Here is a 26,924-nt window from a genome sequence, read left to right on the forward strand (position 1 = left end):
TTGGTCGACAACCCATCTACCAGGAGCTTCACCTCTTCCGGAACATCACCCCCACGCCAACTGGTCAGCCGCTCAGCCAAGTTGGAAACGGCTCACTCTTGCGAAAACTACAATTGTCGGAACTCCGACTTTTGCCGGTATTTGCCGTCGTTAGGGTGATGACTCGGGCTAGCTTTGCATGAAGGGAAACCGAAATGACTGAACTTGATCAGATGGTGAGGGTTGCGCTAAGGGGGCGATCGCCGGGACTAGTGTTGATCGTGGTTGGACCCGAAGGGATTCGCGCCCGGTCGGCCGTGGGAATGGCAAGTTTGGCCGAGTCCAGAGAGATGACGACCAGTGCAGAGTTCCCGTGGTTTTCAATGACCAAGGTGGCCACTGCCACAGCGATAATCCGATTGATTGAGGCGGGCGCCATAGAGTTGGATGGTCCAGTTTTCCCCCTGGTGCCGGCATTGGAGTCCTTGCAGCCGGTGAACTGGGCGAGGAAAATCACCATTCGCCACCTGCTCCAGCATAGTGCGGGACTACCCAACCCAATCCCCATCAAGTGGATTCATCGAGCTGAACAAGAGGGGCCAAAGCCTGAGATTCTCCTGAACCGGATTCTGGCGAGAAATGACAAGTTGCGCTTTGAGCCGGGAAGTAAGTCAAGTTATTCTAACATTGGTGCGCTCATACTGGGCTCGGTAATCACCCGAGCCACCGGATTGCCTTTCGAAGATGCCGTTCACGGGCAAGTGATACGGCCTATCGGAATGCCTTCCACTAGATTCTCGTACGGATCCAGTGGCACCGCAGCTACTGGATACCATGATCGTTTGAACCCCATGCACCTTCTCTTGCCTCGGTGGGTGCTCGGCGCGGCAACGGGTCGTTGGGTGAGCCTCAATCCGTTCCTTGTAGATGGGGCAGCATATGGGGGACTTTTGGGAAATGCTGAAGATGCCGCCAGGTTGCTTAGAATGCATCTATCGGACGGAATGATAGATGGCGTGCGCGTCATTTCTGCAGAAATGACAGCAGAGATGCGTCGGATTGCAATCCATGGCCGACGTTTCGATTCTGGCTTGGGGTGGCTCGCTCCGGCACGTCGCCGGGCTTCGGATGTACCGTTCGTCGAACATCTTGGAAGCGGGGCAGGATTCTTCAATTTGATGCGCATGTACCCGTCGCAACGTGTGGGCGCGCTGGTGATGGGAAATTCCACCAAATATGACATTGACGCGATTGCCGACCTGGCGTTGAATTTCCGATGAAAGCACTGGGTGGGCGGTAGTCAGGCCGCCTCGCCGGCTCGCGGACACCGAGGCCCGGGAACGATAGAATACTCTCTTCCATAGTCAGCCAGAAATCGGTACATCGAAAATCGGTCGGCCGGTGCCCTCGGCGGTTGCTGACGTCAATCACGACCTGCACGTGCGTTGGGGTGGGTGGTCTCTGCCCCGTTCAGTCGCCAGGCAGTCGTAGCCGGTAGTCGCGTGGACTGCAACCGTAGGCGGCTTTGAATACGCGTGAGAAGTGCGCCGCATCGGTCATGCCCCAGCCGGCCGCGATGGCGCTGACCGGCCGTGTGTGCAGGGCGGGATCGAACAGATCCCGTCGGCACTTGTCGAGACGTCGGCTGCGGATCCACTCACTGACCGTGGTTCCCTTACTCTCGAACAGTTTCTGCACGTAGCGAACCGATACATGATGAGCAGCAGCGATCTGGGAAATCGTGAGAGTGGGGTCCTTCAGCCGGGCGTTGATATAGGTTTCGATCCGCATCAGCAGGGTCCGCGGCGTGCCTTGGTGAGCGGGTCCGGTCTTGTCGCCGTGGAACTCGGTGAACGTCGCCGCCAGCATGTCCAGGATGGCGTCGGAGATGTGGATGCTGCCATGAATGGCGTTCGTCTGCAGTTGCCGGCCGAGCGCACCGAGGAATGACAAGGCGACCGATCCCATCCCGGCGTGCCCAGACAGTTGACGGGCGGTCAGCTCGTTCACGATGATAGGGCGCACTGCGAGTAGTTCCCGCGGGAACATAACGACGAGAATGCGCCAGCTGCCGCCGAAGACCAGTTGGTAAGGTCGGCTGGTGTCATAGACGGTGAAGTCTCCAGGGTTAAGCTCCGCGACGCGGCCGTCCTGACCGACGAGTCCGCAGTCCTCCACCTGCAGTCCGAGTTCGTAATGACCCGGGTCGCTGCTCGCGATCGCACGCGAAGTACGTCGCACGGTGACCGCGTTGCCCCCCACCTGGCTGATGTGGGTCGGGCCGAACGCCCGAGAAGTGAGGGTGCCGGAGAACGACTTTCCCACTGATGTGGTGGCCTCCGGCGGCACACAGGTCTCGGACACGGCCTGGCGCCACCCGTCGAATTGGTATTCAGTCGGAACGTCCGAGAACTGAATGACGTCACGCATCGGCACCTCCTGCGCCCGATTTGCCAGCCGAGCCGCTCCTTTGGTTGGGTTGTCGCCTGTGGTGATGGTGTTGGCCGGAGGGCCGCACTTGGTTCTGCGTGCGGTAGTTGTGTTTGTCACATGGATGCCGACTTTGTGGCGGAGCGTGCTGTTTCTCCGGTGACCGGTGTGGTGCGGGTCTGCAGATGGCGCAGCGCCTGCTGGAGCGGGACGGAGGACATCTCCGTCAGGAAGGCCAGTTCCCCGGTCTTCTTCCACTGCGTCAGCGCGGCCGACGACTGCACGTAGGAGATCCGGCGCTGCTCGCCGTACCAGGCCCGGGTGCGCTCCTCCAGCGCCTTGTTGTACACGAGGCGGACGCAGCCGAACGTGCGCGACAGCTCGGCCGCCTGCCCGCCGGTGGGGTAGAAGCGGTACTTGAACGCCCGCTTGACCTGCTGCGTCACGTCTCACCCGGTATCAGATTTCGTGTGAGCGGCGGATGTCGGCCGGTGGACGGTGGACGCCGGTCCGCCCTGGCGGCGAACCGGCTTTCCCTGCCATGCTCCGCAGGAGTCCGATTCTCCCCCGCAAGCGGGAGGTACCCCCACCCCGGCCCGAAGGCCGGGGTGTCCACGGAGGAATCCCGATGAAGCTGATCACCGCGGTCGTCAAGCCGTACCGCCTCGACGAGGTGAAGACCGCCCTGCAGGAGCTCGGCGTGCACGGGCTGACCGTGACCGAGGCCAGCGGGTACGGCCGTCAGCGCGGCCACACCGAGGTCTACCGCGGCGCCGAGTACCAGGTCGACCTGGTGCCCAAGGTCCGCATCGAGGTCGTCGTCGAGGACGCGGAGTCCGACGCGGTGATCGAGGCGATCGTCAAGGCCGCGCAGACGGGGAAGATCGGGGACGGGAAGGTGTGGGCGGTGCCGGTGGAGACGGTCGTGCGGGTGCGGACGGGCGAGCGCGGCCCCGACGCCCTCTGAGCGGCGCGGCGAGGCGCCGGAGCGCCGGCCGGGTCGGGCCGCCGCCCCGGCGGGCCCGCGCCAGCAGCGCGCCGCCCGCCACCGCCGCGGCGAACGCCAGCGCCACCACCAGCCAGGGCAGCGCCAGGAACGACGCGCCGCCGGACTCCCGGGTGCCGTTCGCGCGCGCCGTCAGCGTGACGTCGCCCCAGTCCAGCTGCGGCGCCCCGCGCCAGGGCTCGGTGAGCCGGACCCGCCGGCCCGGCAGCAGCTCGGCGGGGACGCGGGTCGCCTTCCGCGTCAGCAGCGTCCGGCCGAACAGGCCGCGCGCCTTCAGCTCCACCTCGGGGCGGAGGGTGACGTTGCCGGTGTTGTGGAGGGTGTAGGAGATCGTCGCGGTGCTGTCACCGAGGCCGGGCACGAGCGGCTGGTGGTGGCTGACGCGCACGTCCTCCACGGCGATCGCGGGGAACGTGGGGCCGCCGACTCTGAGGTAGATCCGGGCGCCGACGGCCCGCTGCACCCCGAGCGCCAGGGAGCCGCCGCCCTTCTCCACCCTCTCGTCCAGCGCGACGATCGCCCCGGGGTGGTCGCCCGGCTCGGCGCCCTCGGGCACCCGCAGCGTGAACGGCACGGTGACGGACCTGTGCCCGGGGACCGTCACCCGGGACTCAGCGGGCCTCGCCCACGCGCCCACGCCCCGCATCCGCTCCTTCACCGTGCGCACCGCGAACCCGCCGTCGCGGGCGGTGTTGTAGGCGTCGGCGGCGTAGAGCCGGAAGGTCAGGGGCCGGCCCGTCCTGTTGGCGACGACGACCTCGTCCTCGAGGGTCTGTCCGGGGTCGGCGGAGAGATAGAAGTACGGCCGCGCGGCGACGGCGGAGGCGGCGGGGTGGACCGACCAGCTCCCGTTGTCCGCGGCGCGGGCGGGGACGGCGGCCGTCACGGTCAGGAGCGGCACGCTCAGCAGCAGGGACAGGAGCGGCAGGAGCGGCAGGAGGCGGTCGTACGGCTTGCGCATGGGTGCGGACCCCCACGGACGTCGCGACGGGTGCGGCGGTGGGGGGGGGGGGGGGGGGGGGGGGGGGGGGGGGGGGGGGGGCCGGCCGGCCCCCCCCCCCCCCCCCCCCCCCACGACGGTGCTCGGACGGTGCGTACGGCGGACGGTGCGTACGGTCAGGTGAGCGTGAGCGTGAGCACGCCGGAGTACGTCCCCGGGGGTGTGAACGCCGGTACGTCCAGGGAGATCCGGGCGTCCGCCGTGAACTCACCGCCGGTGAGCCTGGAGTCGGGCGTCGAGGCCAGGGTCGCCCCCGAACCGCCCACCGTGCCCGCGGAACCGGCCTGGCAGGTGCTCGGGCTGCCCGCCTTGGTGGCGCAGGCGGGTGTCCAGCTCAGTTTCCCGGCGTCGATCCTGGCGCCGGGCCCGGTGAAGTCGGTGACCTTGCCGGTCAGGGACCAGCCCGCGGGCCCGCCGCGGAAGTCCTTGACGGTCACCGTCCGCAGGCTCCCGGTGGAGGCCCCGCCCCGGCCGAAGTCGACCGCCGAGAGGGACACGGCGTCCCCGGCCTGGGACATGGACAGTGTCCCCGCCTTCACGGTGGTGGTCAGCTTCTGGCTCCCGGCGGGCACCGGGGTGTCGTCGACGACGGTGTACGCGGCGGGTCCCGCGCCCTTGTCGTCGCTCCACGCGCTGCCCTCGTACGCCACGATCCCCGTCGTGGTCCTGTCGTTGACGGTGAGCGAACCGCTGAAGGTGCCCGTGGCGCCGGCGGTCACCGTCGCCGTGTCCGCGGTCTGGGCCGCCCCGGACCGCCCGGCGAGGGTGACGGTGGCGCCCGGCGTGAAGTCGCTGCCGGTGACGGTCACGCTGTCGCCGGGCCTGCCGGACGCCGAACCCAGGCTGATGGCACGGGTGTTGGGCTGTGTCGCGTCGGTCGCGGTGACGCTCTCCGAGACCGGCGCCGGCGGGTTCGTCACCGTGCACGGGGTGTCCAGCTCCATGATGTAGCTGGTGTGGATGTTGTAGTCACCGGGCGAGAGCGTGATCGTGCCCGCGTGGGTCACGGTGAACGTCCCGGTCATCGAGAAGGAGGGGAAGGCCCCCTTGCCCGGTACCGGGTCGTTCTTCTTGGGGCCGGTGACCGTGACGTCGCCGCTCTGGGCGCCGCCGAGGGTCACCTTGCCGGTGGGCGTCATGATGTCGGCCGGCAGGGCCAGGTCGGTGGGGTTGCCGGCGGCCGGCGCGACCACCGTGTAGGTCACGGTGACCGTGTCGCCCACCTCGGCGTTCTCCTTGTCCACCGAGACGTTCGCGGTGGTGGTGCCGTCGATCGGCGGAAGTCCCGCGATCGCCGGCGGGATGCAGTGCGTCGCGTAGTCCACGTCGGTGCCCGCCGCGCCGGCCGGGCAGGCCAGCGCGCCGTTCGCCGTGACCGCGAGGGCGGCCGCGCCGAGCAGCGGGACCAGACGCCGTCTTCGGGATCCCCTGGACCTCCAGGGGCTTCGACCCTTGGAACCCATCCTTGCCCCCTCCTGAAGGGATGCGGGCGCAGCGGCTCGTCTGCACCCGGGCAGGGGGCCATTGATGTGGAGACGAGGTGAGAAGTCAATGGAGATACGGCAGGAAAACTGACGAGCTGTCAGATACGTCCGTCGGACGCGTCGTCGGACGCGTCGCCGTCTCGCGTTCTCCTGCCGCATCGGGAGGCCGGTGCGGGGGCCCGGGGTATCACCCGGAGATCAGCCCGACGTCAGTCGCGGACGTCAGTCGCGGACGTCAGTCGCGGACGTCAGTCGCGGACGTCAGTCGCGGACGTCAGTCGCGGACGTCAGTCGCGGACGTCAGTCGCGGATCAGCCGGACGTCAGTCGAACACGAACGGGCCGGGTGACTGGTTGGCGGTCGCCGTGCAGGTGACGGTGATGCCGAAGATCACCATCTTCAGCGAGCCGCCGTAGGCCTCCAGGGTGTCGCCGGAGGCCACGGTGCCGGGGAGCGGACCGACGGTGACCGCGGAACCGGCGGCCATGGCCGGGTTCACGGTGCCGCTGAAGACGGACGTGCCGCCGCCCGCCTTGGTCATGGTGAGCGTGGACTTGATCGAGTTCGCCGACAGCGCGAGCGGGGTGGTGATCGCCGTGGACGAGAGGGTGAGGGTGGCCGAGGTGCCGCTCTGGGTGGCCGTGAGGGTGGCGTCGCCGCCGCCGAAGGCGCCGCAGTCGGCGGTGATCGTCGCCGACCCCGGGGTGACCGCCATCGCGCCGGGCGCGAACGCCAGTCCGGCGACCGCGAGGGCCCCCGCCGTCAGTGCCGCACCTGTTCCGATTCGTTTCGCTCTCATGGGATCCGGTTCCCTTCCCGAGTCTGGGAATGCCATGGGGATGGACGGGAGGAATCCGGCCGGGCCGTCGGCGAGCGTGGTGCGGGACGCTGCGCGGGCGGTGGCCGTCGGCGGTGACCGCGGGGGTGACCGCCGGGGCGGACCTGACGGCCCGCCGGAACTGTCGTCCCCATTGATGCGCCCGGGGCCGAGTACGGCAAGGGCGGATTCCGGACCACTTCCGCCCGGACGGGGACCCGGCACACCGCGGCCGGCGGCCCGGGCCGCCGGCCGCCGTTCCGGTGCCGAAAAGCCCTACGGCGTTGTCAGTAGCGCGTCGTACCCTTGGAATCGCGAGGCCGCCCTCAGCCAGGCGGCCGTGACGAGGAGGAATCGCAGGCCTACAGAGCCGGCCCATGACTGAGACACCCACAGCTCACACCTCCGCGCAGGAACAGGCACGAGCACAGTTCACCGTCCCCGCCCAGCACCCCATGGTGACGGTCCTGGGATCCGGCGACGTCCTCCTGCGCGTGATCGAGAAAGCCTTCCCGGCGGCCGACATCCACGTCCGGGGCAATGAGATCAGCGTGGTCGGGGATCCGGTGGAGGTCGCCCTCGTCTCACGCGTGTTCGACGAGATGATGCTGGTGCTCCGCACGGGGCAGCCGATGACGGAGGACGCAGTGGAACGCTCGATCGCCATGCTGAAGGCGAGCGAGAACGGGACGAGCGACGGCCACGAGACCCCGGCCGAGGTACTGACGCAGAACATCCTGTCCTCCCGCGGCCGCACCATCCGCCCCAAGACCCTCAACCAGAAGCGGTACGTCGACGCGATCGACAAGCACACGATCGTCTTCGGCATCGGCCCCGCCGGCACCGGCAAGACCTACCTCGCCATGGCCAAGGCGGTGCAGGCCCTGCAGTCCAAGCAGGTCAACCGCATCATCCTGACCCGCCCCGCGGTCGAGGCGGGCGAGCGCCTGGGCTTCCTGCCCGGCACCCTCTACGAGAAGATCGACCCCTACCTGCGCCCGCTGTACGACGCGCTGCACGACATGCTGGACCCGGACTCGATCCCCCGCCTGATGGCCGCGGGCACGATCGAGGTGGCCCCGCTGGCTTATATGCGCGGCAGAGCGCAGCCGGTCTTCACGAACGTCCTCACCCCGGACGGTTGGCGCCCCATCGGCGATCTTCAGGTCGGTGACCTTGTCATCGGCTCCAACGGCGATCCGACACCGGTCCTCGGCGTCTACCCGCAGGGCGAGAAGGCGATCTACCGCGTCACCGCACAGGACGGGGCCTGGACTCTGTGCTGCGGCGAGCACCTGTGGACGGTCCGCACGGCCTCGGACAGGCGTCGCGACAAGCCGTGGCGAGTCCTGGAGACACAGGACATGATCGGCAACCTCCGCGCGGCGCATGCCCGCCGCTACGAACTGCCCCTGCTGACGGCGCCTGTCTGCCTCCCCGAGCGAGAAGTCCCCATGGACCCGTACGCCCTGGGACTGCTGCTGGGCGACGGGTGCCTCACCGGTTCCACGACGCCGTCCTTCGCGACGGAGGATCCGGAGCTGGCAGAGGCGCTTGCGACCGCGCTGCCCGACGTCACCGTGCGGCACACGGGCGGCCCCGACTACGTCCTGAACCGGACCAGGTCCGACGGGGATGTGATCACCCTGGAGAACCCCGTCACGCGCGTCCTGCGCGAGCTGGATCTCCTGCGCACCCGTTCGCACACCAAGTTCGTGCCCGACGACTACCTGAACAACTCCGCCGAGGTCCGGCTGGCCGTGCTTCAGGGCCTGCTCGACTCCGACGGCGGCCCGGTCACGCAGAAGGACCGCACCTGCCGGATCCAGTACACGACCACCTCGATCCTGCTCCGCGACGACGTGATCTCGCTGGTACGGTCGCTGGGTGGCGTCGCGTACAGCCGCCGCAGGGCGGCGGAGGGCCGCAGGCCGGGGCTGGCGAACGGCCGAGAGGTCGAGCACCGACGCGACGCCCACGTCGTCGACATCCGCCTGCCCGAAGGCATCGAACCCTTCCGGCTCGCCCGCAAGCGCGACAAGTACCTGGCGGCCGGTGGCGGTGGACGCCCCATGCGTTTCATCGACTCGATCGAACCCGCGGGCCGGGAGGAGACCGTCTGCATTCAGGTGGCCGCCGAGGATTCCCTGTACGTAACCCAGGACTACCTGCTGACCCACAACACGCTCAACGACGCCTTCATCATTCTGGACGAGGCGCAGAACACCTCCCCCGAGCAGATGAAGATGTTCCTCACCCGGCTCGGGTTCGACTCGAAGATCGTGATCACGGGTGACGTGACGCAGGTCGACCTCCCGGACGGCACCAAGTCGGGTCTGCGTCAGGTGCAGGAGATCCTGGAGGGCGTCGAGGACGTCCACTTCTCCCGGCTGACGTCGCACGACGTCGTACGGCACAAGCTGGTGGGCCGTATCGTCGACGCCTACGAGAAGTACGACAGCAAGCACGGCACCGAGAACGGCACCCAGAAGGGCGGCCGGGGCAGGCAGTCCGGGCACAAGGGGAAGTAGACCGAGCAGCACCATGTCGATCGACGTCAACAACGAGTCCGGAACCGAGGTCGACGAGCAGGCGATCCTCGACATCGCCCGCTACGCACTCGCGCGGATGCGCATCCACCCGCTCTCCGAGCTCTCGGTGATCGTCGTGGACGCCGACGCCATGGAGCAGCTGCACATGCAGTGGATGGACCTGCCGGGGCCGACGGACGTCATGTCCTTCCCGATGGACGAGCTGCGTCCGCCGTCGAAGGACGACGACGAGCCCCCGCAGGGCCTGCTCGGCGACATCGTGCTGTGTCCCGAGGTCGCCGCCAAGCAGGGCGCCGAGGCGCCCACGCAGCACTCCATGGACGAGGAACTGCACCTGCTCACCGTCCACGGCGTGCTGCACCTCCTCGGGTACGACCACGAGGAGCCGGACGAGAAGGCCGAGATGTTCGGCCTGCAGGCCGCCATCGTGGACGGGTGGCGCGCGGAGAGGGGCCTGACCGGCCCGTCCCCGGCCCCGACCGTGTCATGAGCCCACAGATCGTCGCGGGCGCGATCGCGCTGGTCGTCGTCGCCTGGCTGGCCGCCTGCGCGGAGGCGGGCCTGGCCCGCGTGTCCAGTTTCCGCGCCGAGGAGGCCGTGCGCTCGGGCCGGCGGGGCAGCGCCAAGCTGGCGCAGGTCGCCGCCGACCCCACCCGCTACCTCAACGTGGCGCTGCTGGTCCGCGTCGCCTGCGAGATGGCGGCGGCCGCCCTGGTGACGTACGCCTGCCTCCGGGAGATACGGGGCACGACCAGCGCCCTGCTGGCCGCGATCGGCGTGATGGTCCTGGTGTCGTACGTCGCCGTCGGCGTCTCCCCGCGCACCATCGGCCGCCAGCATCCGCTGAACACGGCGACGGCGGCGGCGTACGTGCTGGTGCCGCTGGCCCGGATCATGGGCCCGATCCCGTCGCTGCTGATCCTCATCGGCAACGCGCTCACCCCCGGCAAGGGCTTCCGCCGCGGCCCCTTCGCCTCCGAGGCGGAGCTGCGGGCGCTGGTGGACCTGGCGGAGAAGGAGTCCCTGATCGAGGACGAGGAGCGCCGGATGGTGCACTCGGTCTTCGAACTCGGCGACACGCTCGTGCGGGAGGTCATGGTCCCGCGCACCGACCTGGTGGTGATCGAGCGGTACAAGACGATCCGCCAGGCGCTGAGCCTGGCGCTGCGCTCCGGCTTCTCGCGCATACCGGTCACCGGCGAGAGCGAGGACGACATCGTCGGGATCGTGTACCTGAAGGACCTGGCCCGCAAGACGCACATCAGCCGCGACGCCGAGAACGAGCTGGTGTCCACGGCCATGCGGCCGGCGTTCTTCGTGCCGGACACCAAGAACGCGGGCGATCTGCTGCGGGAGATGCAGAAGGAGCGCAACCACGTCGCCGTCGTCGTCGACGAGTACGGCGGCACGGCGGGCATCGTCACCATCGAGGACATCCTCGAGGAGATCGTCGGCGAGATCACCGACGAGTACGACCGTGAGCTGCCGCCGGTGGAGGACCTCGGCGACGACCGCTACCGGGTCACCGCCCGCCTCGACATCACCGACCTCGGCGAGCTGTACGGCCTCGACGAGTACGACGACGAGGACGTGGAGACGGTCGGCGGCCTGCTCGCCAAGGCGCTGGGCCGGGTGCCGATCGCGGGCGCGTCGAGCGTGGTCGAGCTGCCGGACGGCCGGGGGCTGCGGCTGACCGCGGAGGCGGCGGCCGGACGCCGGAACAAGATCGTGACCGTGCTGGTGGAGCCGGTCGGCCCGGCCGGGCCGACCGAGGAGGAGAAGCCGGAGTGACCCCGCGGCAGCTGCGCACCCTGTGCCTGTCCTTCAACGCCGCCGTGGAGGACTTCCCGTTCGGCCCGGACACGTCGGTCTTCAAGGTGCTGGGCAAGATGTTCGCCCTGTCCAGCCTGGACGCGCGGCCGCTGACGGTGAACCTGAAGTGCGACCCGGAGGACGCGGTCCGGCTGCGCGCCGAGCACGAGGGCCTGGTCGTTCCCGGCTACCACATGAACAAGCGCCACTGGAACACGGTCACGGCCGACGGCGGCCTGCCCGACCGCCTGGTCCGGGAGCTCGTGGAGGACTCCTACGACCTGGTGGTGGCGGGGCTGCCGCGCGCGGACCGGCTCCGCCTCGACCGCCCCTGAGCGGCGGCGGCGCGGGCCGGTGGCCACCCCGTGGGCTGATGACCGGCGGGGTTGTTCGTATGCTCGGGGCATGACCGACAGCAACGCGCTTGACCCCGAGGACCGCAAGATCGTCACCCTGGCCCGTTCCGCGCGGGCCCGCAACGGTGTGCCCGAGGGGGCGGCCGTGCGGGACGAGACCGGCCGTACCTATGTCGCCGGGACGGTGGATCTGGCGTCGCTGAAGCTGAGCGCGCTGCAGACGGCGGTGGCGATGGCGGTGGCGTCCGGGGCGAAGTCCCTGGAGGCGGCGGCCGTGGTGACGGAGGCGGAGACCGCGTCGGCCGCGGATCTGGCCGCGGTCCGGGATCTGGGCGGGGCGGCGACGCCGGTACTGGTCGCCGCACCGGACGGCTCCCTGCGCGCGACGGTCACCGCGGGCTGAGCCCGCGCCCCCGCCCCACGCGGGCACAATCCCACGACACACCGCGTCACCCGGGCAGGCGGCACCCCACGCGCCGCCCCCGCCCGGGCGGACAGCAGCTCGCGACACGCCGCGTCCCCGCTCGGGCGGACGACACCCCGCGCCCCCTGGCCCTCACCGTGCAAGCGGCACCCCACGCGCCGCGCCGCGTCCCGCCCGGGTGAACGGCGCCCCGCCCCACACCTCGTCCCTGCCCGGGCCGGACGGCACCCCCACGACGCCTCGCCCGCACCCCCACGACGCCTCGCCCGCACCCGCGCAATCAGCGCCGCACGACGCGCCTGGCCCTACCCGGGCAGGCGGACGGCGCCCCGCGACACGCCGCGTCCCCGCCTGGGCGGACGGCACTCCGCCGCAAGCCGCGCCCTTGCCCGGGCGGACGACACCCCGACGACGCCTCGCCCTCATCCAGGCAGGCGGCACCCCGCAATGGGCTTGGCCCTCCCCGGACAGGCGGTCGATGCTCCGCCGCACGCCGTGCTCCCGCCTGGCCAGACGGCACCCCGCGACGCCACCCCGCCTGGGCGGGCAGGCGGCACCCCGCACCGCGGCCCCGCCGGGCGGACGGCACCCGCCCCGCGCCGCACCCCCGCCGGACGGCACCCCTCGCGGCGTCAGCCCGAGCGGCCGAAGCCGATTGTCGGTACCGCCCGTTGCAGCGGCCAGGGCCTCGCCGCCGCCGGCAGGAGGCGTTCCAGGAAGGCGTACCGGCGCAGGGCCGCCGGGTCCTGGCCCTCGACCGACTGGACCTTGCGCCACCAGGCCCCGATCTCCGACCAGCCGGGGGCCGACAGGGAGCCGCCGAAATCCTGGACCGACAGGGCCGCGGTCAGGCCGGCGAAGGCGAGCCGGTCGGCCAGCGGCCAGCCCGCCAGCGAGCCGGTGACGAAGCCGGCCACGAAGACGTCCCCCGCGCCGGTGGGGTCGAGGGCCTCCACGGCGATGGCGGGCACCTCGGCGCTCTCGCCGGTGCGCCGGTCCACCGCGTACGCGCCCTCCGCGCCGAGGGTGACGACGGCGACCGGCACGTATTCGGTGAGGGCGTGCGCGGCGGCGCGCGGGCAGCCGGTGCCGGTGTAGCGCATGGCCTCCTCCGCGTTCGGCAGGAACGCCTCGCAGTGCCGGAGGTCGGTCAGGCCGGCCAGGTCCCAGGCGCCGGTGTCGTCCCAGCCGACGTCGCCGAAGACGCGGGTGCCCTTGCGCGCGGCCTGCGCGATCCAGGGGGCGCTCCGGCCGGGGGTGAGGGAGGCGACGGCGGCACGGGCGCGGGGCGGGCAGTCGGGGGCGGGTTCCTCCGGCGGCGGTTCGTGGCCGTGGGAGACCATCGTGCGTTCGCCCTCGTAGGCCATCGAGACGGTGACCGGGGAGTGCCAGCCGGGCACGGTGCGGGAGGGGGACAGGTCGATGCCCTCGCCCTGTTGCAGGACGTCCCAGCAGTACTCCCCGTAGTGGTCGTCACCGAAGGCCGCCGCCAGGGAGGTGCGCAGGCCGAGGCGGGCCAGCGCGGTGGCCATGTTGGCGACGCCGCCGGGGCTGGAGCCCATCCCGCGCGCCCAGGACTCCGTGCCGCGCACCGGCGCGGAGTCGAGCCCGGTGAAGATGATGTCGAGGAAGACGGTGCCCGTCAGGTACACGTCCCAGGGCGGGTCCTCCGGTGTGCGCAGGGCGGCGAGGGGGTCGAGGTGGGCCCAGCTCTGCGTCGCCCGGGTGAAGGGCGAGGGTCCCTTTCCGTCGGTCGCGGTCACGGTGCACTCCCTGGCATGGTGCGGATCAGGACAGTGTGCACCACGGGACCGACAGTGAGGGCGGCGCGCGCCGCGCGGGGCCGGGCGCCGCCGGCGTCACCGGCGGGGAAGGTCACCAGCGGGGGACGGACGGGGCGGCCCAGCCGGGGTCGGCGACGCGCATGGCGGCCGCGTCGTCGCGGTCGCGCAGTGCGCCGTCGTCGTCGAGCCAGCGCCGGTGCAGCGAGCGCAGCCGGTCGCGGTCGAGTTCGACGCCGAGGCCGGGCAGGTCCGGCACGGTGACCTTGCCGCCGTCGAAGGCCGGCCGCTCGGTGAGGACGTCCTCCGACTGCCAGGGGTAGTGGGTGTCGCAGGCGTGGTGCAGGCCGGGCACGGTGGAGGCGACGTGGGTCATCGCGGCCAGGCTGATGCCCAGGTGGGTGTTGGAGTGCATGGACACGCCGACGCCGAAGGCGTGGCAGACGGCGGCCAGCCGGCGGGTGGCGCGCAGGCCGCCCCAGTAGTGGTGGTCGGAGAGGACGACCTGGACGGCGCCCGCGGTGAACGCCTCCTTGATCTCGTCGAACGTCGTCACGCACATGTTGGTGGCGAGCGGCACGCCGGTGCGGGCGGCGACCTCGGCCATGGCCGGCGTGCCGAGCACCGGGTCCTCGAGGTATTCGAGGACATCGGCCAGTTCGTCCGCCACCCGCAGGGCCGTCGGCACGGACCAGGCGCCGTTGGGGTCGAGGCGCAGCGGGTGCCCGGGGAAGGCCTCCGCCAGGGCGCGGACGGCGGCGATCTCCTCGTCCGGCGGGAAGACGCCGCCCTTGAGCTTGAAGGAGGTGAACCCGTACCGCTCCGTGAACCGGCGGGCCTGCTCGACCACCCCGGCCGGATCGACGGCGGCGCCCCAGTCGTCCTGCTCGCAGGCCACGCCGTCGGGGTGGGCGGCCCACCGGTAGAAGAGGTAGGCGCTGTATTCGACGGCGTCCCGCACCTTGCCGCCGAGCAGGGCGTGCACGGGCAGGCCGAGCGCCTTGCCGAGGGCGTCGAGGCAGGCGACCTCGAAGGCGGAGACGACGGACAGGCGCAGCTTGTCGGCGGTCTGGACGCCGCGCAGCCCGCCGACGTCGACCCGGCCGGAGACACGGGAGGCGTCCACGGCGACCGCGTCGGCGACGGCGGGCAGGCCGTTGGTGTCGGTGATCCGGCGGCCGGTCAGCCGGGCGGCCAGCGGGCGGGCGAGTTCCAGGTACTTGGTGTCGCCGTACGTCTCGCCGACGCCGGTGATCCCGTCGGCGGTCTCGACCTCGACGATCAGCCGGGGCGTGTACGGCTGGTGCACGCCCTGCGTGTTGAGCAGGGGCGGGTCGGCGACCAGGACCGGGGTGAGGCGGACGTCCGCGATGGTGAGATTCACCGGGGCGCTTCATCTCCCTATGTAGACGACATCCACGTATGGAGATGAAGGCTAGACAGCCGGACAGCGGCCGTCAACGGCGCGGTCCCGCCCCGTTACGATCGGCGCATGCCGGAGACAGCAGGCGGCGCGGGAGGCGCCGGGGGCGTCCGCGAGGTGAAGTCGGCGGCGCGGACGGTGGAGCTGCTGGAACTGCTCGCCGCGCGCGGCGACCGGCCGGCGCGGCTGCAGGAGCTGGCGGACGCCCTGGAGGTGCCGCGCAGCTCCATGTACGCGCTGCTGCAGACCCTCGCCGGCCGGGGCTGGGTGCGCACCGACGTCACCGGCTCGCTCTACGGCATCGGCATCCGCGCCCTGCTCACCGGCACCGGCTACCTCGACTCCGACCCGCGGGTGCGCGCCGTGCGCCCGTACCTCGACGAGGCGTCGGAGGCGCTCGGCGAGACGATCCACATGGGGCGGCTGGACGGCCGGGACGTGGCCTACCTCGCGACCCGGGAGTCGCACGAGTACCTCAGGACGATCAGCAGGGTGGGCCGCAGGCTGCCGGCCCACGCGGGCGCGCTGGGCAAGGCGCTGCTGGCCGAGCGCCCCGACGCCGAGCTGCCCCGGGGGCCGTACGAGGCGCTGACGGCGCGCACGCACACCGGCCGCGAGTCGCTGGCCGCCGACCTCGCCGAGGTCCGCGCCCGCGGATACGCGATCGACCGCGAGGAGGGCGTCCCCGGCATCGTGGGTTTCGGCTTCGCCCTGCGCTACGACTCCCCCGCGCGGGACGCGGTCAGCTGCTCGGTGCCGGTGGCCCGGCTGACGCCGGAGCACGAGGCGCGGATCGTGACGGTGATGCGGGAGACCAGGACGAAGATCGAGGCGACGGTCCCGGCGGGCGGCGGAACCGTGCAGTGGCGCTGAGCCCCGAGGGGCAGGAACCCAGGGCCTGTCGTCTGGATCACCCCGATGTCGCGGGCCCTAGAACCGGTACGCCTCCACCTCGGCCAGGTACCGTGCCCGGCGCTCCTCGTCGTCGTCCAGGAAGGACGCGAGGAAGGAGTTGCGGGCCAGTTCGCGCAGCCGGTCCTCGGGCAGGCCCAGAGTGGTGCGGACGGCGTCGAAGTTGTCGCCCACGTAGCCGCCGAAGTAGGCCGGGTCGTCGGAGTTGACCGTGCACAGCAGGCCGGCGTCGAGCATGGCCGGCAGCGGGTGGTCGGCGAGGGTGTGCACGGTGCGCAGGCGGACGTTGGACAGCGGGCACAGGGTGAGCGGGACCCGCTCCCGCACCAGCCGCTCGACCAGCGCCGGGTCCTCCACGCAGCGCAGGCCGTGGTCGACGCGCTCCACGCCGAGCACGTCCAGCGCCTCGGTGATGTACTCCGGCGGTCCCTCCTCGCCGGCGTGCGCGACGCGCCGCAGGCCCAGCGCGGCGGCGGCCCGGTACACCTCGCGGAACTTCGCCGGCGGGTGGCCGACCTCGGCGGAGTCCAGGCCGACGCCGGTGATCCGGTCGAGGTACGGCCGGGCGGCCTCCAGGGTCCGCATGGCCGACTCGGCCGGCTCGTCGCGCAGGAAGCACATGATGAGCCGGGTCGACACGCCGTGCGCCGCCTCGCTGCCGCCCAGCGCCCGCCACAGCCCCTCGACGACCGTGCCCATCTCCACGCCCCGGGCCAGGTGCGCCTGCGGGTCGAAGAAGATCTCCGCGTGCCGCACGCCCTGTGCCGCGGCGCGGGCCAGGTAGGCGTCGGCGAGGTCGGCGAAGTCCTGCTCGGTGCGCAGGACGGTCATGAGCTCGTAGTACAGGTTCAGGAAGGACTGGAGGTCCTGGAACCGGTACGCCTCGCGCAGTTCGTCGGTGTCCGCGTAGGGCAGGTCGACGCCGTTGCGGGCGGCGAGCTCGAAGGCCAGCTCGGGCTCCAGGGTGCCTTCGATGTGAAGGTGCAGCTCTGCTTTCGGGAGGGGCATCAAAGCATCGTACGGGGGCTTCATCTGCGCTTCGGAAGCGGGACACGCAGCAGATCGTGCGCCACGGTCAGCTCGCCCTCGAAGCCGGCCTCGCGGGCCTGGCGTTCGAACTCGTCGGAATCGGTGTACCGCTGGCTGAAGTGGGTGAGCACGAGGTGGCGCACCCCCGCGTCCCGCGCCACCCGGGCCGCCTGCCCGGCGGTCAGATGGCCGTACTCGGCGGCGAGGCCGGCGTCCTCGTCGAGGAACGTCGACTCGATGACGAGCAGGTCGCAGCCCTCGGCCAGGGCGTGCACGCCGTCGCACAGCCGGGTGTCCATGACGAACGCGAACCGCTGCCCGCGCCGCGTCTCGCTGACGTCCTCGACGCGGACGCCGCCGAGCACGCCCTCGCGCTGGAGGCGGCCGACGTCCGGGCCCTTGATGCCGTGCGCGGCCAGCCGGTCGGGCAGCATGCGGCGCGCGTCGGGCTCGACGAGCCGGTAGCCGTAGGACTCGACGGGGTGCGAGAGCCTGCGCGCCTCGAGCGTGTACGCCGGTGTCGTCGCGAGGACGCCGTCCGCGTCCACGGGGGCCTGGGTCAGGGCGACGGTCTCGCGGTAGGCGGTGGCGTACTGCAGCCGGTCGAAGAAGCGCTGCCCGGAGCGCGGGTAGTGGGCGGTGATGCGGTGCGGGACCTTGTCGAGGTTGATGCGCTGGATGACGCCGGCGAGGCCGAGGGAGTGGTCACCGTGGAAGTGCGTGACGCAGATCCGGTTCAGGTCGTGCGCCGCGGCCCCGGCGCGCAGCATCTGGCGCTGCGTGCCCTCGCCGGGGTCGAACAGGAGGCCCTCGCCGTCCCACCGCAGCAGATAGCCGTTGTGGTTGCGGTGCCGGGTCGGGACCTGGCTCGCGGTGCCGAGGACCACCAGTTCACGGACGGACACGACGCCTCACCCGGGGGGCCACTGCAGGCCGCGGCCGCCGAGGACGTGGGCGTGGGCGTGCCAGACGGTCTGGCCGGCGCCGCTGCCGGTGTTGAAGACGACGCGGTAGCTGTCCAGCTTCTCCTCGTCGGCGACGGCCTGGGTCTCGCGCAGCACGTCCGCGGCGAGCTGCGGCGCGCCGGCGGCGAGCGCGGCGGCGTCCCGGTAGTGCGCCTTGGGGATCACCAGGATGTGCGTGGGGGCCTGCGGGTTTATGTCCCGGAAGGCGACGGTCGTCTCCGTCTCGCGGACGACGGTCGAGGGGACGGTCCCCGCGACGATCTTGCAGAACAGGCAGTCGTCCTGCGGCTCCCCTGCCATGGTCCCTCCGGGTGTCGGCGGCGCTTTACGTGAGGCATCGTATCGTCGCCCGCTGCGGGTGATCCGGCGCCCGCCGGGCGGTCGCCGGCACCGTCATGTCGGCAGGCCGGGCGGCGTCTTCGCCGGGCTGGTCTCCAGCGCCTGGAGCGCCGTCCGGATCGCCTCGTCGAGCTGGGCGTCCCGGCCCTCCTGCCAGTCCTGCGGGCGCTGCACCACCTCGATGTCGGGGTCGACGCCGCGGTTCTCCACCGACCAGTCGTAGCCCTCCAGCCACATCGCGTACTTGGGCTGCGTGATCAGCGTGCCGTCGACCAGCCGGTAGCGGCTGTCGATGCCGATGACGCCGCCCCACGTGCGGGTGCCGACCACCGGGCCGATGCCCAGCGCCTTGATCGCCGCGTTGACGATGTCGCCGTCGGAGCCGGACCACTCGTCGGCGACGGCGACGACCGGGCCGCGGGGCGCGTCCATGGGATAGCTGTAGGGCCGCATGCCGCGCGGCACGCCCCAGCCGACGACGCGCCGGGCCAGCTTCTCGACGACCAGCTGGGAGGTGTGACCGCCGGCGTTCTCCCGCAGGTCCACCACGAGACCCTCCCGGGCGACCTCGACCCGCAGGTCGCGGTGGATCTGCGCCCAGCCGGGGGCCATCATGTCGGGGACGTGGAGGTAGCCGAGGCGGCCGTCGGAGCGTTCGTGGACGTGGGCGCGGCGGCCGGCCACCCAGGCGTGGTAGCGCAGCGGCGTCTCGTCCGCGATCGGCACCACGACCGCGTGCCGCAGCTCGCCCCCGCCGGCCGGCGAGACGGTCAGCTCCACGGGCTTGCCCGCCGTGCCGACCAGCAGCGGGCCGGGACCGGTGACCGGGTCCACCGGGCGGCCGGCGACCGCGACGATCGCGTCGCCCGCGCGGATCGCGACGCCGGGCGCGGCGAGCGGGGAGCGGGCGTCCGGGTCGGAGGTCTCCGCGGGCAGGACGCGGTCGACGCGCCAGCTGCCGTCCTCGTGCCGGGAGACGTCCGCGCCGAGCAGTCCCTGGCGGGGGCCGCCCGAGCCGCCGCGGGGCACGACGTAGGCGTGCGAGGTGCCGAGTTCGCCCTGTACCTCCCACAGCAGGTCCACCAGGTCGCTGTGGGTGGCGACGCGGTCCAGGACGGGCCGGTAGCGGCCGAGGACGCCGTCCCAGTCGACGCCGCCCATGTCCGGCCGCCAGAAGTGGTCCCGCATGACGCGGCCGGTCTCCTCGTACATCTGCCGCCACTCGGCGGCCGGGTCGACGGTCTGCCTGATCCGGGTGAGGTCGACGGTGACGTTGCTGTCGCTGTCCTCGTCGCCCGAGGCGCGCCGGTCGCTGGGCACGACCCGCAGGCGGTCGCCGGTCCACAGCAGGACCCGCTTGCCGTCCCCGCTGACCTCGAAGTCCTCGGCGTCGGAGGCGAGGTGCTCGACGCGCTGCTGGAGCAGGTCGTAGCGCTCCAGGTCGCTGCCGGGGTCGGTGTCCTCGGGCGTGGCGCGGGAGGCGCCGAGGACGCCCTGCACCGGGTGGCGCAGCCACAGCACGCCGTCCTTCGCCGCGCGCAGGCCGGAGTAGCGGGCGGCCTCGACCGGGAAGGGCACGATGCGGTCGGCGAGGCCCTCGAGGTCTATGCGGGTGGCGGGGACGCCCTCGCTGTCGGGGGTCTCGTCCTTGTCGGGCGCGTCGAAGGGGCGGCCGTGCCGCTGCGGGCCGAACGGCGAGGGCGTGGTCGCGGCCAGGGTGATCAGGTACGGGCGGGAGCCGACCACGAACGCCAGGTCGAAGACGTGCTCGTCGTAGACGGGGTCGAAGGAGCGGCTGGAGAGGAACGCGAGGTGCCTGCCGTCGAGGGTGAAGGCGGGGGCGTAGTCCTGGAAGCGCAGCGGGGTGGCCTCGGTGACCGACAGGTCGGCGGTGTTGGCGAGCTTGAGCTGGGACAGCGGGCGCGGGCCGGGGTGGGACCAGGCGAGCCACGCCGAGTCCGGCGAGAAGGCCAGCCCGGACACCTCGCCGTCCGCGCTGCGGTCGACCTCGCGCACCTCGCCGCTGTCGCGTTCGACGAGCAGCAGCCGTCCGTCGTGCGAGGCGACCGCGGCGCGGCTGCCGTCGGGCGCCATCGCGAGCTCCAGGACCCGGCCGAGCTGCCCGGCGGCGAGCCGGCGCGGGGTGGCGCCGGGCGCGAGGCCGGTGGCCGGGGCGAACTCGAGGGCGTCGTCGCCCTCGGCGTCCGTCACCCACACCGCCCATTCCTCGCCGTCGGTGCGGAAGGCGCGCGGCAGCCGGGCCCGGACGCCGGGTTCGGCGGCCAGCGCGCGGGCCGGGCCGGAGCGGTGGGTGACCCAGTGGACCGCGCCGCGCACGCAGACCGCGCTGCCGCGCGCGGTGTGGTCGGGGGCGGCGGACCGGAAGCAGCGGGCGGCGTTGACGGCGTACGGCTGCAGGTCGGTGCGCTGCCCGCCGAGGCGGATGTCGAGCCGGCGCGGCTCGGCGCCGTCGAGGTCGTCCAGGATCCACAGCTCGCCGGCGGAGCAGTAGACGACGCGGGTGCCGTCGCCGGAGGCGTGCCGGGCGTAGAAGCCGTGCTCGACGGGGGTGTGGCGGCGCAGGTCGGAGCCGTCGGCGAGGGAGGAGTACAGCGCCCCGACGCCTTCGTGGTCGGACAGGAAGGCGATGCGGTCCCCCGCCCAGACCGGGCACTCGATGTTGCCGTCGAGGTCCTCGTGCAGCCGCACGAACCGGCCGTCGCCGTCGCGGTCGATCCACAGCTTGCCCGCCGTGCCGCCGCGGTAGCGCTTCCAGCGGGCGGCCTCCAGGCCCATGGGCGCCGACAGCAGCACGGTGCTCGGCCCGTACGCGACGTCGCCGACCGGCCCGTACGGCAGTGTGGTGGCCGGTCCGCCGTCGAGCGGGATCGCGCGGGCCCAGGTGCGGCGCGCGCTCGCCTGTCCCTCGGCGCTGATCGCGAGGATCCGCCCGTCGGGTGTCCAGCCGCGCACGGCGGTCCAGCTGCCCCAGTACGTCAGGCGGGTGGAGGGGCCGCCGTCGGCCGGTGCGACGTGTACCTCGGGGGCGCCGTCGCGGGTGGAGGTCCAGGCGACGGTCGTGCCGTCGGGCGAGATGCGCGGCTGGCCGACCGGCATGTTGTCGGCGCTGACCCGCCACGCCCGGCCGCCGTCGAGCGGGGCGAGCCACACGTCGTCCTCGGCGGTGAACGCGACCGAATCGCCGTGCAGATGGGGGTGGCGGAGATACGCGGGCGCTGCGGGCTGTGTCACCCGATCACTCTATGCAGCCGCGGCGCCGCGCGACAGGGGGTTGTTGGATCACTCGCCGGCGCGCCCGGCCGGGCCGTCACTTGCCCTCGACCGGCCGGCACTGCGGGTCGCTCTCGCACCAGATGGTCCGGGTGACCGTGACGGTGGCGGTGGGCCCGGGCTGTCCGCCCGCCGGGTTGTTGCCGACGGGGGACGGGGTGGCGTCGCAGTTGCCGAGCCCGCTCACGTGGAACCGCACCTTGCCGCCCACCTTGGCGGTGAGGTCGCCGCGCACGCAGGCGCCGTTCACGGCGCGGGTGACGGTGCCGGTGACGGTGATCTCCCGGCCGTCCTCGGTCCGGCCCTGGCAGTCGACGTTCGCGACGCTGGTCCGGCTCGCCGTGGGCGTGGAACTCTTGGCGTCGTTGCCGTAGTTGGCCGTGCAGCTCAGCCACTGCACGTCGAGTTTCTGCCGCTCCAGCGCCTTGGTCGCCGTCTGGTCGGTGGTGTACGCGACCGCCGCGGAGCTCAGTCCGCCCGGATCGCAGGCCACGAGCCCGCCGACGCCCGCCACCACGATCCCGGCCACGGCCGCCGCCCGCGACCCGCGTGGCCGGCGCCAGTTACGCCTCAATGCCCCCATGAAGGGCAGCCTGCCACCGACCGGGCCGGCGCGGTAGAGCGCATACGGCCACGAACGCGCCCCCGGGCGGCTCTTGCGGGGCGGCCGCGCGTCGCCCCGCGGCCGCTCCGAAGTGCGGCCGTCAGGTGCGCAGCAGGAGCCACTCCTGAAGTTCCACCACGTTGCCCTCGGGGTCCTTGAGATGGGCCACGCGCATGCGGTCCGTCATGGGGGCCGGGCCGTGCAGCAGGGTCGCCCCGCGGACGGTGATCTGTTCGCAGTAGGCGTTCAGGTCGTCGACGCGCAGCACCACCAGGGAGCGGTGTCCGTTCGCGGGTCCGCCCAGTTCGCCGAGGATCTCCGCCATCATCGCCCGGTCCTGCAGGGCGATGCCCGCGGAGCCGGCGGCCGGGCTGAACTTCTCGTACGGTCCCCGGCTCGCCCCCGACTGCGGCTTCAGCCCGAGGACATCGGCGTAGAAGCGGTAGCAGGCGGGGAAGTCGCTGACGAGGAGCCGGACTTGGGCGAGTTCCACGGGATCTCCCTGGGGCGGTCAGGAGGGGGCGGTCAGGACCAGCGGCCGGTGCGGCCGAGGAGCAGGGCGGTCGCCGCCGTGCCGGCGGTGGAGGTGCGCAGCACGCTGCGGCCCAGCCGGTACGTCTTCGCCCCGGCCTGCTCGAACAGCGCCAACTCCTCGGGGGACACGCCCCCTTCGGGGCCGACGACCAGCACGATCTCGCCCTCGGCGGGGAGTTCGGCGGTGGCGAGCGGCTCGCTGGGGTAGGCGCGGTCCTCGTGCAGCACGGCGGCGAAGTCGGCTTCGGCGAGAAGTGCGGCAACCTGCTTGCTCGTCGCCGCGTCCGCGACCTCCGGGAAGCGGACCCGGCGGGACTGCTTGCCGGCCTCCCGGGCGGTGGCGCGCCACTTGGCGAGGGACTTCAGGCCCCGCTCGCCCTTCCACTGGGTGACGCAGCGGGAGGCCGTCCACGGCACGATCGCGTCGACGCCGGTCTCGGTCATCGTCTCCACGGCCAGCTCGCCCCGGTCGCCCTTGGGCAGGGCCTGCACGACGGTGATGCGGGGCTGCTCCTGCGGCTCCTCGCAGACGCTCTCCAGGTCCATGACGACGAGGCGGTCCTTGCCCTCGGCGGCCTTGACGACGCCCTCCGTCCAGCGTCCGCGGCCGTCGGTGAGGATGACGTCCTCGCCGGGCCGCATCCGCTTCACGGAGACGGCGTGCCGTCCCTCCGGGCCGTCGAGGACGTACTCCCCGCCGCGGAAGTCCGGCAGGACCAGCGGATCGAGCACGAACACCGGAGCCGTCATCGCACACCGCCTTCCGACAGCGCCGCTCTCGCTTCCGCGAGTTCGGCGGCCAGCACCTCCACCAGCTGTCCCGCGGACAGCTCCCGGGCCATCCGGTGGCCCTGCCCGGCCCACAGCGCCATGCCCTGCGCGTCGCCGGCCTTCGCTGCCGCCTTCCGCAGCGGCGCGGTGAGGTGGTGGACGTCGGGGTAGGCGGCGGGCGCGTACGGGCCGTGTTCCCGCAGGAAGCGGTTGACCAGGCCGCGGGCCGGGCGGCCGGAGAACGCGCGGGTCAGCTCGGTGCGGACGAACAGGGGGTTGGTCAGCGCCTGCTTGTGCACGGCGTTCGCCCCGGACTCCGGGGTGACCAGGAACGCGGTGCCGAGCTGGGCGGCACACGCGCCGGCGGCGAGGACGGCGGCGATCTGGCTGCCGCGCATGATGCCGCCGGCGGCGACGACCGGGATGCTCACGGTCTCGCGGATCTGGGCGACCAGGGACAGCAGGCCGATGCCGGCGCGGTCGTTCTCCGGGACGTCGCGGTGGGTGCCCTGGTGGCCGCCGGCCTCGACGCCCTGGGCTATGACCGCGTCGGCGCCGGCCCGCTGCACGGCGAGGGCCTCCTCCGCGGTGGTCGCGGTGGCCATGGTGAAGGTGCCGACGCGGCGCAGGGAGTCGAGGACGTCGCGGGTGGGCACGCCGAAGTGGAAGGAGACCACCGGCACCGGGTTGTCGAGCAGCACGGCGAGCTTGGCGTCGTAGCCGTCGTCGCGGCCGTTGTCGGGGTCGCCGAGCTCGGTGTCGTACCAGGAGGCCTCGCCGGCCAGCTGGTGGGCGTAGAGCTCCACCGTGGCGGGGTCGGAGTGGTCGGGCTGCGGCATGAAGAGGTTCACGCCGAAGGGCCGGTCGGTGATGCTCCGCAGCTGCTTGATCTCCTGGTACATGCCGTCGGCGGTCTTGTACCCGGCGGCGAGGAAACCGAGCCCGCCGGCCGCGCAGACGGCGGCGGCGAGGTGGGGCACGGAGACGCCGCCCGCCATGGGGGCCTGCACGATCGGATGGGGGCAGAGATCGGTCAGTGCGGAGGACATGACCGCATGTTGTCACGTCCCGTGAGCAAGTCCGAATCGGGACGGGCCCCTGGCCGGGGCCAGGGGCGTCCCGTGTGGTCAGCGCCCGTTGAAGGCGTCCTTGAGCCGGGAGAACAGGCCCTGCTGGCCCGGCTGGAACTGGCCCTGCGGGCGTTCCTCGCCGCGCAGCTTGGCGAGCTCGCGCAGCAGGCGTTCCTGCTCGACGTCGAGCTTGGTGGGGGTCTGCACCTCGACGTGGACGATGAGGTCGCCCCGGCCGCCGCCGCGCAGGTGGGTGACGCCCCGGCCGTGCAGCGGGATCGACTGGCCGGACTGGGTGCCCGGGCGGATGTCGACCTCCTCGAGGCCGTCGAGGGTCTCCAGCGGGACCTTGGTGCCGAGGGCGGCCGCGGTCATCGGGATGGTGACCGTGCAGTGCAGGTCGTCGCCGCGCCGCTGGAACATCGGGTGCGGCAGTTCGTGGATCTCGACGTACAGGTCGCCGGCCGGGCCGCCGCCGGGGCCGACCTCGCCCTCGCCCGCGAGCTGGATGCGGGTGCCGTTGTCGACGCCGGCCGGGATCTTGACGGTCAGCGTGCGGCGGGAGCGGATCCGGCCGTCGCCCGCGCACTCCGGGCAGGGGGTGGGCACGACGGTGCCGAAGCCCTGGCACTGCGGGCAGGGGCGGGAGGTCATGACCTGGCCCAGGAAGGACCGGGTGACCTGGGAGACCTCACCGCGGCCGCGGCACATGTCGCAGGTCTGGGCGGAGGTGCCCGGCGCGGCGCCCTCACCGTTGCAGGTGGAGCAGACGATCGCCGTGTCGACCTGGATGTCCTTGGTGGTGCCGAAGGCCGCCTCGTCGAGGTCGATCTCCAGGCGGATCATCGCGTCCTGGCCGCGCCGGGTGCGCGAGCGCGGGCCGCGCTGGGACGCCGTGCCGAAGAAGGCGTCCATGATGTCCGAGAAGTTCCCGAAGCCGCCCGCGCCGAAGCCGCCCGCGCCGGCGCCGCCGGACTGCGAGAGCGGGTCGCCGCCGAGGTCGTAGACCTGCTTCTTCTGCGGGTCCGACAGCACCTCGTAGGCGGCGTTGATCTCCTTGAACCGCTCCTGGGTCTTCGGATCGGGGTTGACGTCCGGGTGCAGCTCGCGTGCGAGCCGCCGGAAGGCCTTCTTGATCTCTTCCTGCGACGCGTCGCGGCGCACGCCGAGAACGGCGTAGTAGTCCGTGGCCACTTACGACTCCGCCAGGATCTGTCCGACGTACCGTGCCACTGCGCGTACCGCTCCCATCGTTCCCGGGTAATCCATGCGGGTCGGTCCGACCACGCCGAGCTTGGCGACTGCCTCGCCGCCCGAACCGTAGCCGACCGAGACCACGGACGTGGAGTTGAGTCCTTCATAGGCGTTCTCGTGCCCGATGCGCACGGTCATGCCCGAATCGCCTGCCTCGCCGAGGAGTTTGAGGAGGACGACCTGCTCCTCCAGGGCCTCCAGGACGGGCCGGATGGTGAGGGGGAAGTCGTGTCCGAAGCGGGTCAGATTGGCGGTGCCGCCGATCATCAGCCGCTCCTCGTTCTCCTCGACGAGCGTCTCCAGGAGGGTGGACAGCACCGTCGAGACGGTGCCGCGGTCCTCGACGTCGAAGCCCTCGGGGAGGTCTTCCACCAGCCGCGGGACGTCCGCGAACCGGCGGCCCGCGACCCGGCTGTTCAGCCGCGCCCGCAGGTCCGCGAGGGACGCCTCGCCGAACGGCGCCGGGCAGTCGACCATACGCTGCTCGACCCGGCCGGTGTCGGTGATCAGCACGAGCATCACGCGCGCGGGGGCGAGCGAGAGCAGTTCGACGTGCCGGACCGTGGACCGGGTGAGCGACGGGTACTGCACGACGGCGACCTGCCGGGTGAGCTGCGCGAGCAGCCGCACCGTGCGCGCCACGACGTCGTCGAGGTCGACGGCGCCGTCGAGGAAGTTCTGGATCGCGCGCCGCTCGGGGGCGCTCATCGGCTTGACGCCCGCGAGCTTGTCGACGAACAGCCGGTAGCCCTTGTCGGTGGGGATGCGCCCGGCGCTGGTGTGCGGCTGGGCGATGTACCCCTCGTCCTCCAGGGCCGCCATGTCGTTGCGCACGGTCGCCGGGGACACGCCGAGGTTGTGCCGCTCGGTCAGGGCCTTCGACCCGACCGGCTCCTCGGTGCCGACGTAGTCCTGGACGATGGCGCGCAATACCTGGAGCCGTCGTTCACTCAGCATGGCGCACACCTCCAGAAAGTCGTCCCCTGACGCCTTGCCTGGCACTCTGCGTGTCCGAGTGCCAGCGTTCCCCGGCCCAGTGTACGGCGGCGGGGTACTGACTGGGCAAGGTCGGTCCTGCCGGGGCGGGTCCG

The 26,924-nt window shown here is 72.1% G+C and carries 24 protein-coding genes and 1 pseudogene; 8 read left to right on the top strand and 17 right to left on the bottom strand.

Translation table 11 applies throughout. The annotated features are described in order from the left end of the window. Positions 1 to 194 precede the first annotated feature (194 nt). Positions 195 to 1,259: a serine hydrolase domain-containing protein gene (locus ACH4ZX_RS33080; RefSeq protein WP_398280958.1), complete on the top strand. Its 1,065-nt coding sequence runs from the start codon at positions 195 to 197 to the stop codon at positions 1,257 to 1,259. Between the two features lie 190 nt (positions 1,260 to 1,449). On the opposite strand, the gene ACH4ZX_RS33085 is transcribed toward ACH4ZX_RS33080, so the two are convergent. After that, entirely contained in the window at positions 1,450 to 2,409 is a 960-nt protein-coding gene (locus ACH4ZX_RS33085) for a helix-turn-helix domain-containing protein (RefSeq protein WP_398280961.1), read from the bottom strand. Positions 2,410 to 2,585: 176 nt separating this feature from the next. Further along, positions 2,586 to 2,855, bottom strand: a pseudogene (locus ACH4ZX_RS33090) (helix-turn-helix domain-containing protein); the annotation flags it as partial. 182 nt (positions 2,856 to 3,037) lie between these two features. Here ACH4ZX_RS33090 and ACH4ZX_RS33095 point away from each other — a divergent pair. After that, a complete protein-coding gene (locus ACH4ZX_RS33095) occupies positions 3,038 to 3,376 on the top strand; it encodes a P-II family nitrogen regulator (protein ID WP_398280964.1) in 339 nt (112 codons plus the stop codon). Here the strand turns inward: ACH4ZX_RS33095 and ACH4ZX_RS33100 are convergent. The 3 genes from ACH4ZX_RS33100 to ACH4ZX_RS33110 form a co-directional block, all read right to left on the bottom strand. Further along, entirely contained in the window at positions 3,270 to 4,376 is a 1,107-nt protein-coding gene (locus ACH4ZX_RS33100; protein ID WP_398280967.1) for a WxL protein peptidoglycan domain-containing protein, read from the bottom strand. The two genes, ACH4ZX_RS33095 and ACH4ZX_RS33100, sit on opposite strands and share 107 nt — an antisense overlap. Positions 4,377 to 4,531: 155 nt before the next feature. Further along, entirely contained in the window at positions 4,532 to 5,878 is a 1,347-nt protein-coding gene (locus tag ACH4ZX_RS33105; protein ID WP_398280970.1) for a beta-xylosidase, read from the bottom strand. Positions 5,879 to 6,221: 343 nt separating this feature from the next. Next, a complete protein-coding gene (locus ACH4ZX_RS33110) occupies positions 6,222 to 6,698 on the bottom strand; it encodes a hypothetical protein (RefSeq protein ID WP_398280973.1) in 477 nt (158 codons plus the stop codon). Between the two features lie 395 nt (positions 6,699 to 7,093). Here ACH4ZX_RS33110 and ACH4ZX_RS33115 point away from each other — a divergent pair, with 395 nt between their 5' ends. From ACH4ZX_RS33115 to ACH4ZX_RS33135, 5 genes are all read left to right on the top strand, one after another. Next, the gene (locus tag ACH4ZX_RS33115; protein WP_398280976.1) at positions 7,094 to 9,247 is read left to right on the top strand and encodes a PhoH family protein; all 2,154 of its coding nucleotides are present in this window, start codon (positions 7,094 to 7,096) and stop codon (positions 9,245 to 9,247) included. 13 nt (positions 9,248 to 9,260) lie between these two features. Next, positions 9,261 to 9,758 (top strand): rRNA maturation RNase YbeY, encoded by a 498-nt coding sequence (gene ybeY, locus ACH4ZX_RS33120; RefSeq protein ID WP_324784306.1) that lies wholly within the window; start codon positions 9,261 to 9,263, stop codon positions 9,756 to 9,758. Further along, entirely contained in the window at positions 9,755 to 11,059 is a 1,305-nt protein-coding gene (locus tag ACH4ZX_RS33125; RefSeq protein ID WP_398280979.1) for a hemolysin family protein, read from the top strand. Before ybeY ends, ACH4ZX_RS33125 begins: the two co-directional genes overlap by 4 nt. Next, positions 11,056 to 11,415 (top strand): MmcQ/YjbR family DNA-binding protein, encoded by a 360-nt coding sequence (locus ACH4ZX_RS33130; RefSeq protein WP_360746006.1) that lies wholly within the window; start codon positions 11,056 to 11,058, stop codon positions 11,413 to 11,415. The genes ACH4ZX_RS33125 and ACH4ZX_RS33130 overlap by 4 nt, the downstream gene beginning before the upstream one ends. Before the next feature lie 70 nt (positions 11,416 to 11,485). Further along, entirely contained in the window at positions 11,486 to 11,839 is a 354-nt protein-coding gene (locus ACH4ZX_RS33135; protein ID WP_398280982.1) for a cytidine deaminase, read from the top strand. A gap of 653 nt (positions 11,840 to 12,492) precedes the next feature. Here ACH4ZX_RS33135 and ACH4ZX_RS33140 read toward each other — a convergent pair. Both ACH4ZX_RS33140 and ACH4ZX_RS33145 read right to left on the bottom strand, forming a co-directional pair. Beyond that, positions 12,493 to 13,623 carry a carbohydrate kinase family protein gene (locus tag ACH4ZX_RS33140; RefSeq protein WP_398280985.1) on the bottom strand — a complete coding sequence of 377 codons (1,131 nt, stop codon included), beginning with the start codon at positions 13,621 to 13,623 and terminating at the stop codon, positions 12,493 to 12,495. Between the two features lie 112 nt (positions 13,624 to 13,735). Then, positions 13,736 to 15,025 (bottom strand): glucarate dehydratase family protein, encoded by a 1,290-nt coding sequence (locus ACH4ZX_RS33145; protein ID WP_398280988.1) that lies wholly within the window; start codon positions 15,023 to 15,025, stop codon positions 13,736 to 13,738. 108 nt (positions 15,026 to 15,133) lie between these two features. Between ACH4ZX_RS33145 and ACH4ZX_RS33150 the strand changes: the two genes are divergently transcribed. Continuing rightward, positions 15,134 to 15,937, top strand: coding sequence for an IclR family transcriptional regulator (locus ACH4ZX_RS33150; RefSeq protein ID WP_398280992.1), 804 nt, complete (start codon positions 15,134 to 15,136; stop codon positions 15,935 to 15,937). 57 nt (positions 15,938 to 15,994) lie between these two features. On the opposite strand, the gene ACH4ZX_RS33155 is transcribed toward ACH4ZX_RS33150, so the two are convergent. The 10 genes from ACH4ZX_RS33155 to hrcA form a co-directional block, all read right to left on the bottom strand. Continuing rightward, entirely contained in the window at positions 15,995 to 16,984 is a 990-nt protein-coding gene (locus ACH4ZX_RS33155; protein WP_398280995.1) for an adenosine deaminase, read from the bottom strand. A gap of 20 nt (positions 16,985 to 17,004) precedes the next feature. After that, positions 17,005 to 17,910: a ribonuclease Z gene (locus ACH4ZX_RS33160; RefSeq protein ID WP_398280998.1), complete on the bottom strand. Its 906-nt coding sequence runs from the start codon at positions 17,908 to 17,910 to the stop codon at positions 17,005 to 17,007. Between the two features lie 6 nt (positions 17,911 to 17,916). Continuing rightward, positions 17,917 to 18,270 (bottom strand): histidine triad nucleotide-binding protein, encoded by a 354-nt coding sequence (locus ACH4ZX_RS33165; RefSeq protein ID WP_398281001.1) that lies wholly within the window; start codon positions 18,268 to 18,270, stop codon positions 17,917 to 17,919. A gap of 93 nt (positions 18,271 to 18,363) precedes the next feature. Then, complete coding sequence (locus ACH4ZX_RS33170; RefSeq protein WP_398281004.1) at positions 18,364 to 21,561, bottom strand: S41 family peptidase; 3,198 nt, start codon at positions 21,559 to 21,561, stop codon at positions 18,364 to 18,366. A 76-nt stretch (positions 21,562 to 21,637) separates the two neighbouring features. Beyond that, a complete protein-coding gene (locus ACH4ZX_RS33175) occupies positions 21,638 to 22,183 on the bottom strand; it encodes a hypothetical protein (RefSeq protein ID WP_398281007.1) in 546 nt (181 codons plus the stop codon). 121 nt (positions 22,184 to 22,304) lie between these two features. Further along, complete coding sequence (locus ACH4ZX_RS33180) at positions 22,305 to 22,697, bottom strand: VOC family protein (protein ID WP_398281010.1); 393 nt, start codon at positions 22,695 to 22,697, stop codon at positions 22,305 to 22,307. A gap of 32 nt (positions 22,698 to 22,729) precedes the next feature. Continuing rightward, positions 22,730 to 23,488 carry a 16S rRNA (uracil(1498)-N(3))-methyltransferase gene (locus ACH4ZX_RS33185; protein ID WP_398281013.1) on the bottom strand — a complete coding sequence of 253 codons (759 nt, stop codon included), beginning with the start codon at positions 23,486 to 23,488 and terminating at the stop codon, positions 22,730 to 22,732. Next, positions 23,485 to 24,558: a nitronate monooxygenase gene (locus ACH4ZX_RS33190; protein ID WP_398281016.1), complete on the bottom strand. Its 1,074-nt coding sequence runs from the start codon at positions 24,556 to 24,558 to the stop codon at positions 23,485 to 23,487. Before ACH4ZX_RS33190 ends, ACH4ZX_RS33185 begins: the two co-directional genes overlap by 4 nt. Before the next feature lie 78 nt (positions 24,559 to 24,636). Next, positions 24,637 to 25,773, bottom strand: coding sequence for a molecular chaperone DnaJ (gene dnaJ, locus ACH4ZX_RS33195; protein ID WP_324784318.1), 1,137 nt, complete (start codon positions 25,771 to 25,773; stop codon positions 24,637 to 24,639). Next, positions 25,774 to 26,790 carry a heat-inducible transcriptional repressor HrcA gene (gene hrcA / locus ACH4ZX_RS33200; protein WP_360745971.1) on the bottom strand — a complete coding sequence of 339 codons (1,017 nt, stop codon included), beginning with the start codon at positions 26,788 to 26,790 and terminating at the stop codon, positions 25,774 to 25,776. Positions 26,791 to 26,924: the final 134 nt, after the last annotated feature.

Origin of the sequence: Streptomyces sp. NPDC020490, from assembly GCF_044335305.1 — a bacterium.
GTDB lineage: Bacteria > Actinomycetota > Actinomycetes > Streptomycetales > Streptomycetaceae > Streptomyces.

What these genes read in the sequence shown, in the direction of transcription:
- ACH4ZX_RS33080 (WP_398280958.1), top strand. Translation starts at nt 195, where the DNA reads ATGACTGAACTTGATCAGATGGTGAGGGTTGCGCTAAGGGGGCGATCG.
- ACH4ZX_RS33085 (WP_398280961.1), bottom strand. Translation starts at nt 2,409, where the DNA reads ATGCGTGACGTCATTCAGTTCTCGGACGTTCCGACTGAATACCAATTC.
- ACH4ZX_RS33095 (WP_398280964.1), top strand. Translation starts at nt 3,038, where the DNA reads ATGAAGCTGATCACCGCGGTCGTCAAGCCGTACCGCCTCGACGAGGTG.
- ACH4ZX_RS33100 (WP_398280967.1), bottom strand. Translation starts at nt 4,376, where the DNA reads ATGCGCAAGCCGTACGACCGCCTCCTGCCGCTCCTGCCGCTCCTGTCC.
- ACH4ZX_RS33105 (WP_398280970.1), bottom strand. Translation starts at nt 5,878, where the DNA reads ATGGGTTCCAAGGGTCGAAGCCCCTGGAGGTCCAGGGGATCCCGAAGA.
- ACH4ZX_RS33110 (WP_398280973.1), bottom strand. Translation starts at nt 6,698, where the DNA reads ATGAGAGCGAAACGAATCGGAACAGGTGCGGCACTGACGGCGGGGGCC.
- ACH4ZX_RS33115 (WP_398280976.1), top strand. Translation starts at nt 7,094, where the DNA reads ATGACTGAGACACCCACAGCTCACACCTCCGCGCAGGAACAGGCACGA.
- ybeY (WP_324784306.1), top strand. Translation starts at nt 9,261, where the DNA reads ATGTCGATCGACGTCAACAACGAGTCCGGAACCGAGGTCGACGAGCAG.
- ACH4ZX_RS33125 (WP_398280979.1), top strand. Translation starts at nt 9,755, where the DNA reads ATGAGCCCACAGATCGTCGCGGGCGCGATCGCGCTGGTCGTCGTCGCC.
- ACH4ZX_RS33135 (WP_398280982.1), top strand. Translation starts at nt 11,486, where the DNA reads ATGACCGACAGCAACGCGCTTGACCCCGAGGACCGCAAGATCGTCACC.
- ACH4ZX_RS33150 (WP_398280992.1), top strand. Translation starts at nt 15,134, where the DNA reads ATGCCGGAGACAGCAGGCGGCGCGGGAGGCGCCGGGGGCGTCCGCGAG.
- ACH4ZX_RS33155 (WP_398280995.1), bottom strand. Translation starts at nt 16,984, where the DNA reads ATGCCCCTCCCGAAAGCAGAGCTGCACCTTCACATCGAAGGCACCCTG.
- ACH4ZX_RS33165 (WP_398281001.1), bottom strand. Translation starts at nt 18,270, where the DNA reads ATGGCAGGGGAGCCGCAGGACGACTGCCTGTTCTGCAAGATCGTCGCG.
- ACH4ZX_RS33175 (WP_398281007.1), bottom strand. Translation starts at nt 22,183, where the DNA reads ATGGGGGCATTGAGGCGTAACTGGCGCCGGCCACGCGGGTCGCGGGCG.
- ACH4ZX_RS33185 (WP_398281013.1), bottom strand. Translation starts at nt 23,488, where the DNA reads ATGACGGCTCCGGTGTTCGTGCTCGATCCGCTGGTCCTGCCGGACTTC.
- ACH4ZX_RS33190 (WP_398281016.1), bottom strand. Translation starts at nt 24,558, where the DNA reads ATGTCCTCCGCACTGACCGATCTCTGCCCCCATCCGATCGTGCAGGCC.
- hrcA (WP_360745971.1), bottom strand. Translation starts at nt 26,790, where the DNA reads ATGCTGAGTGAACGACGGCTCCAGGTATTGCGCGCCATCGTCCAGGAC.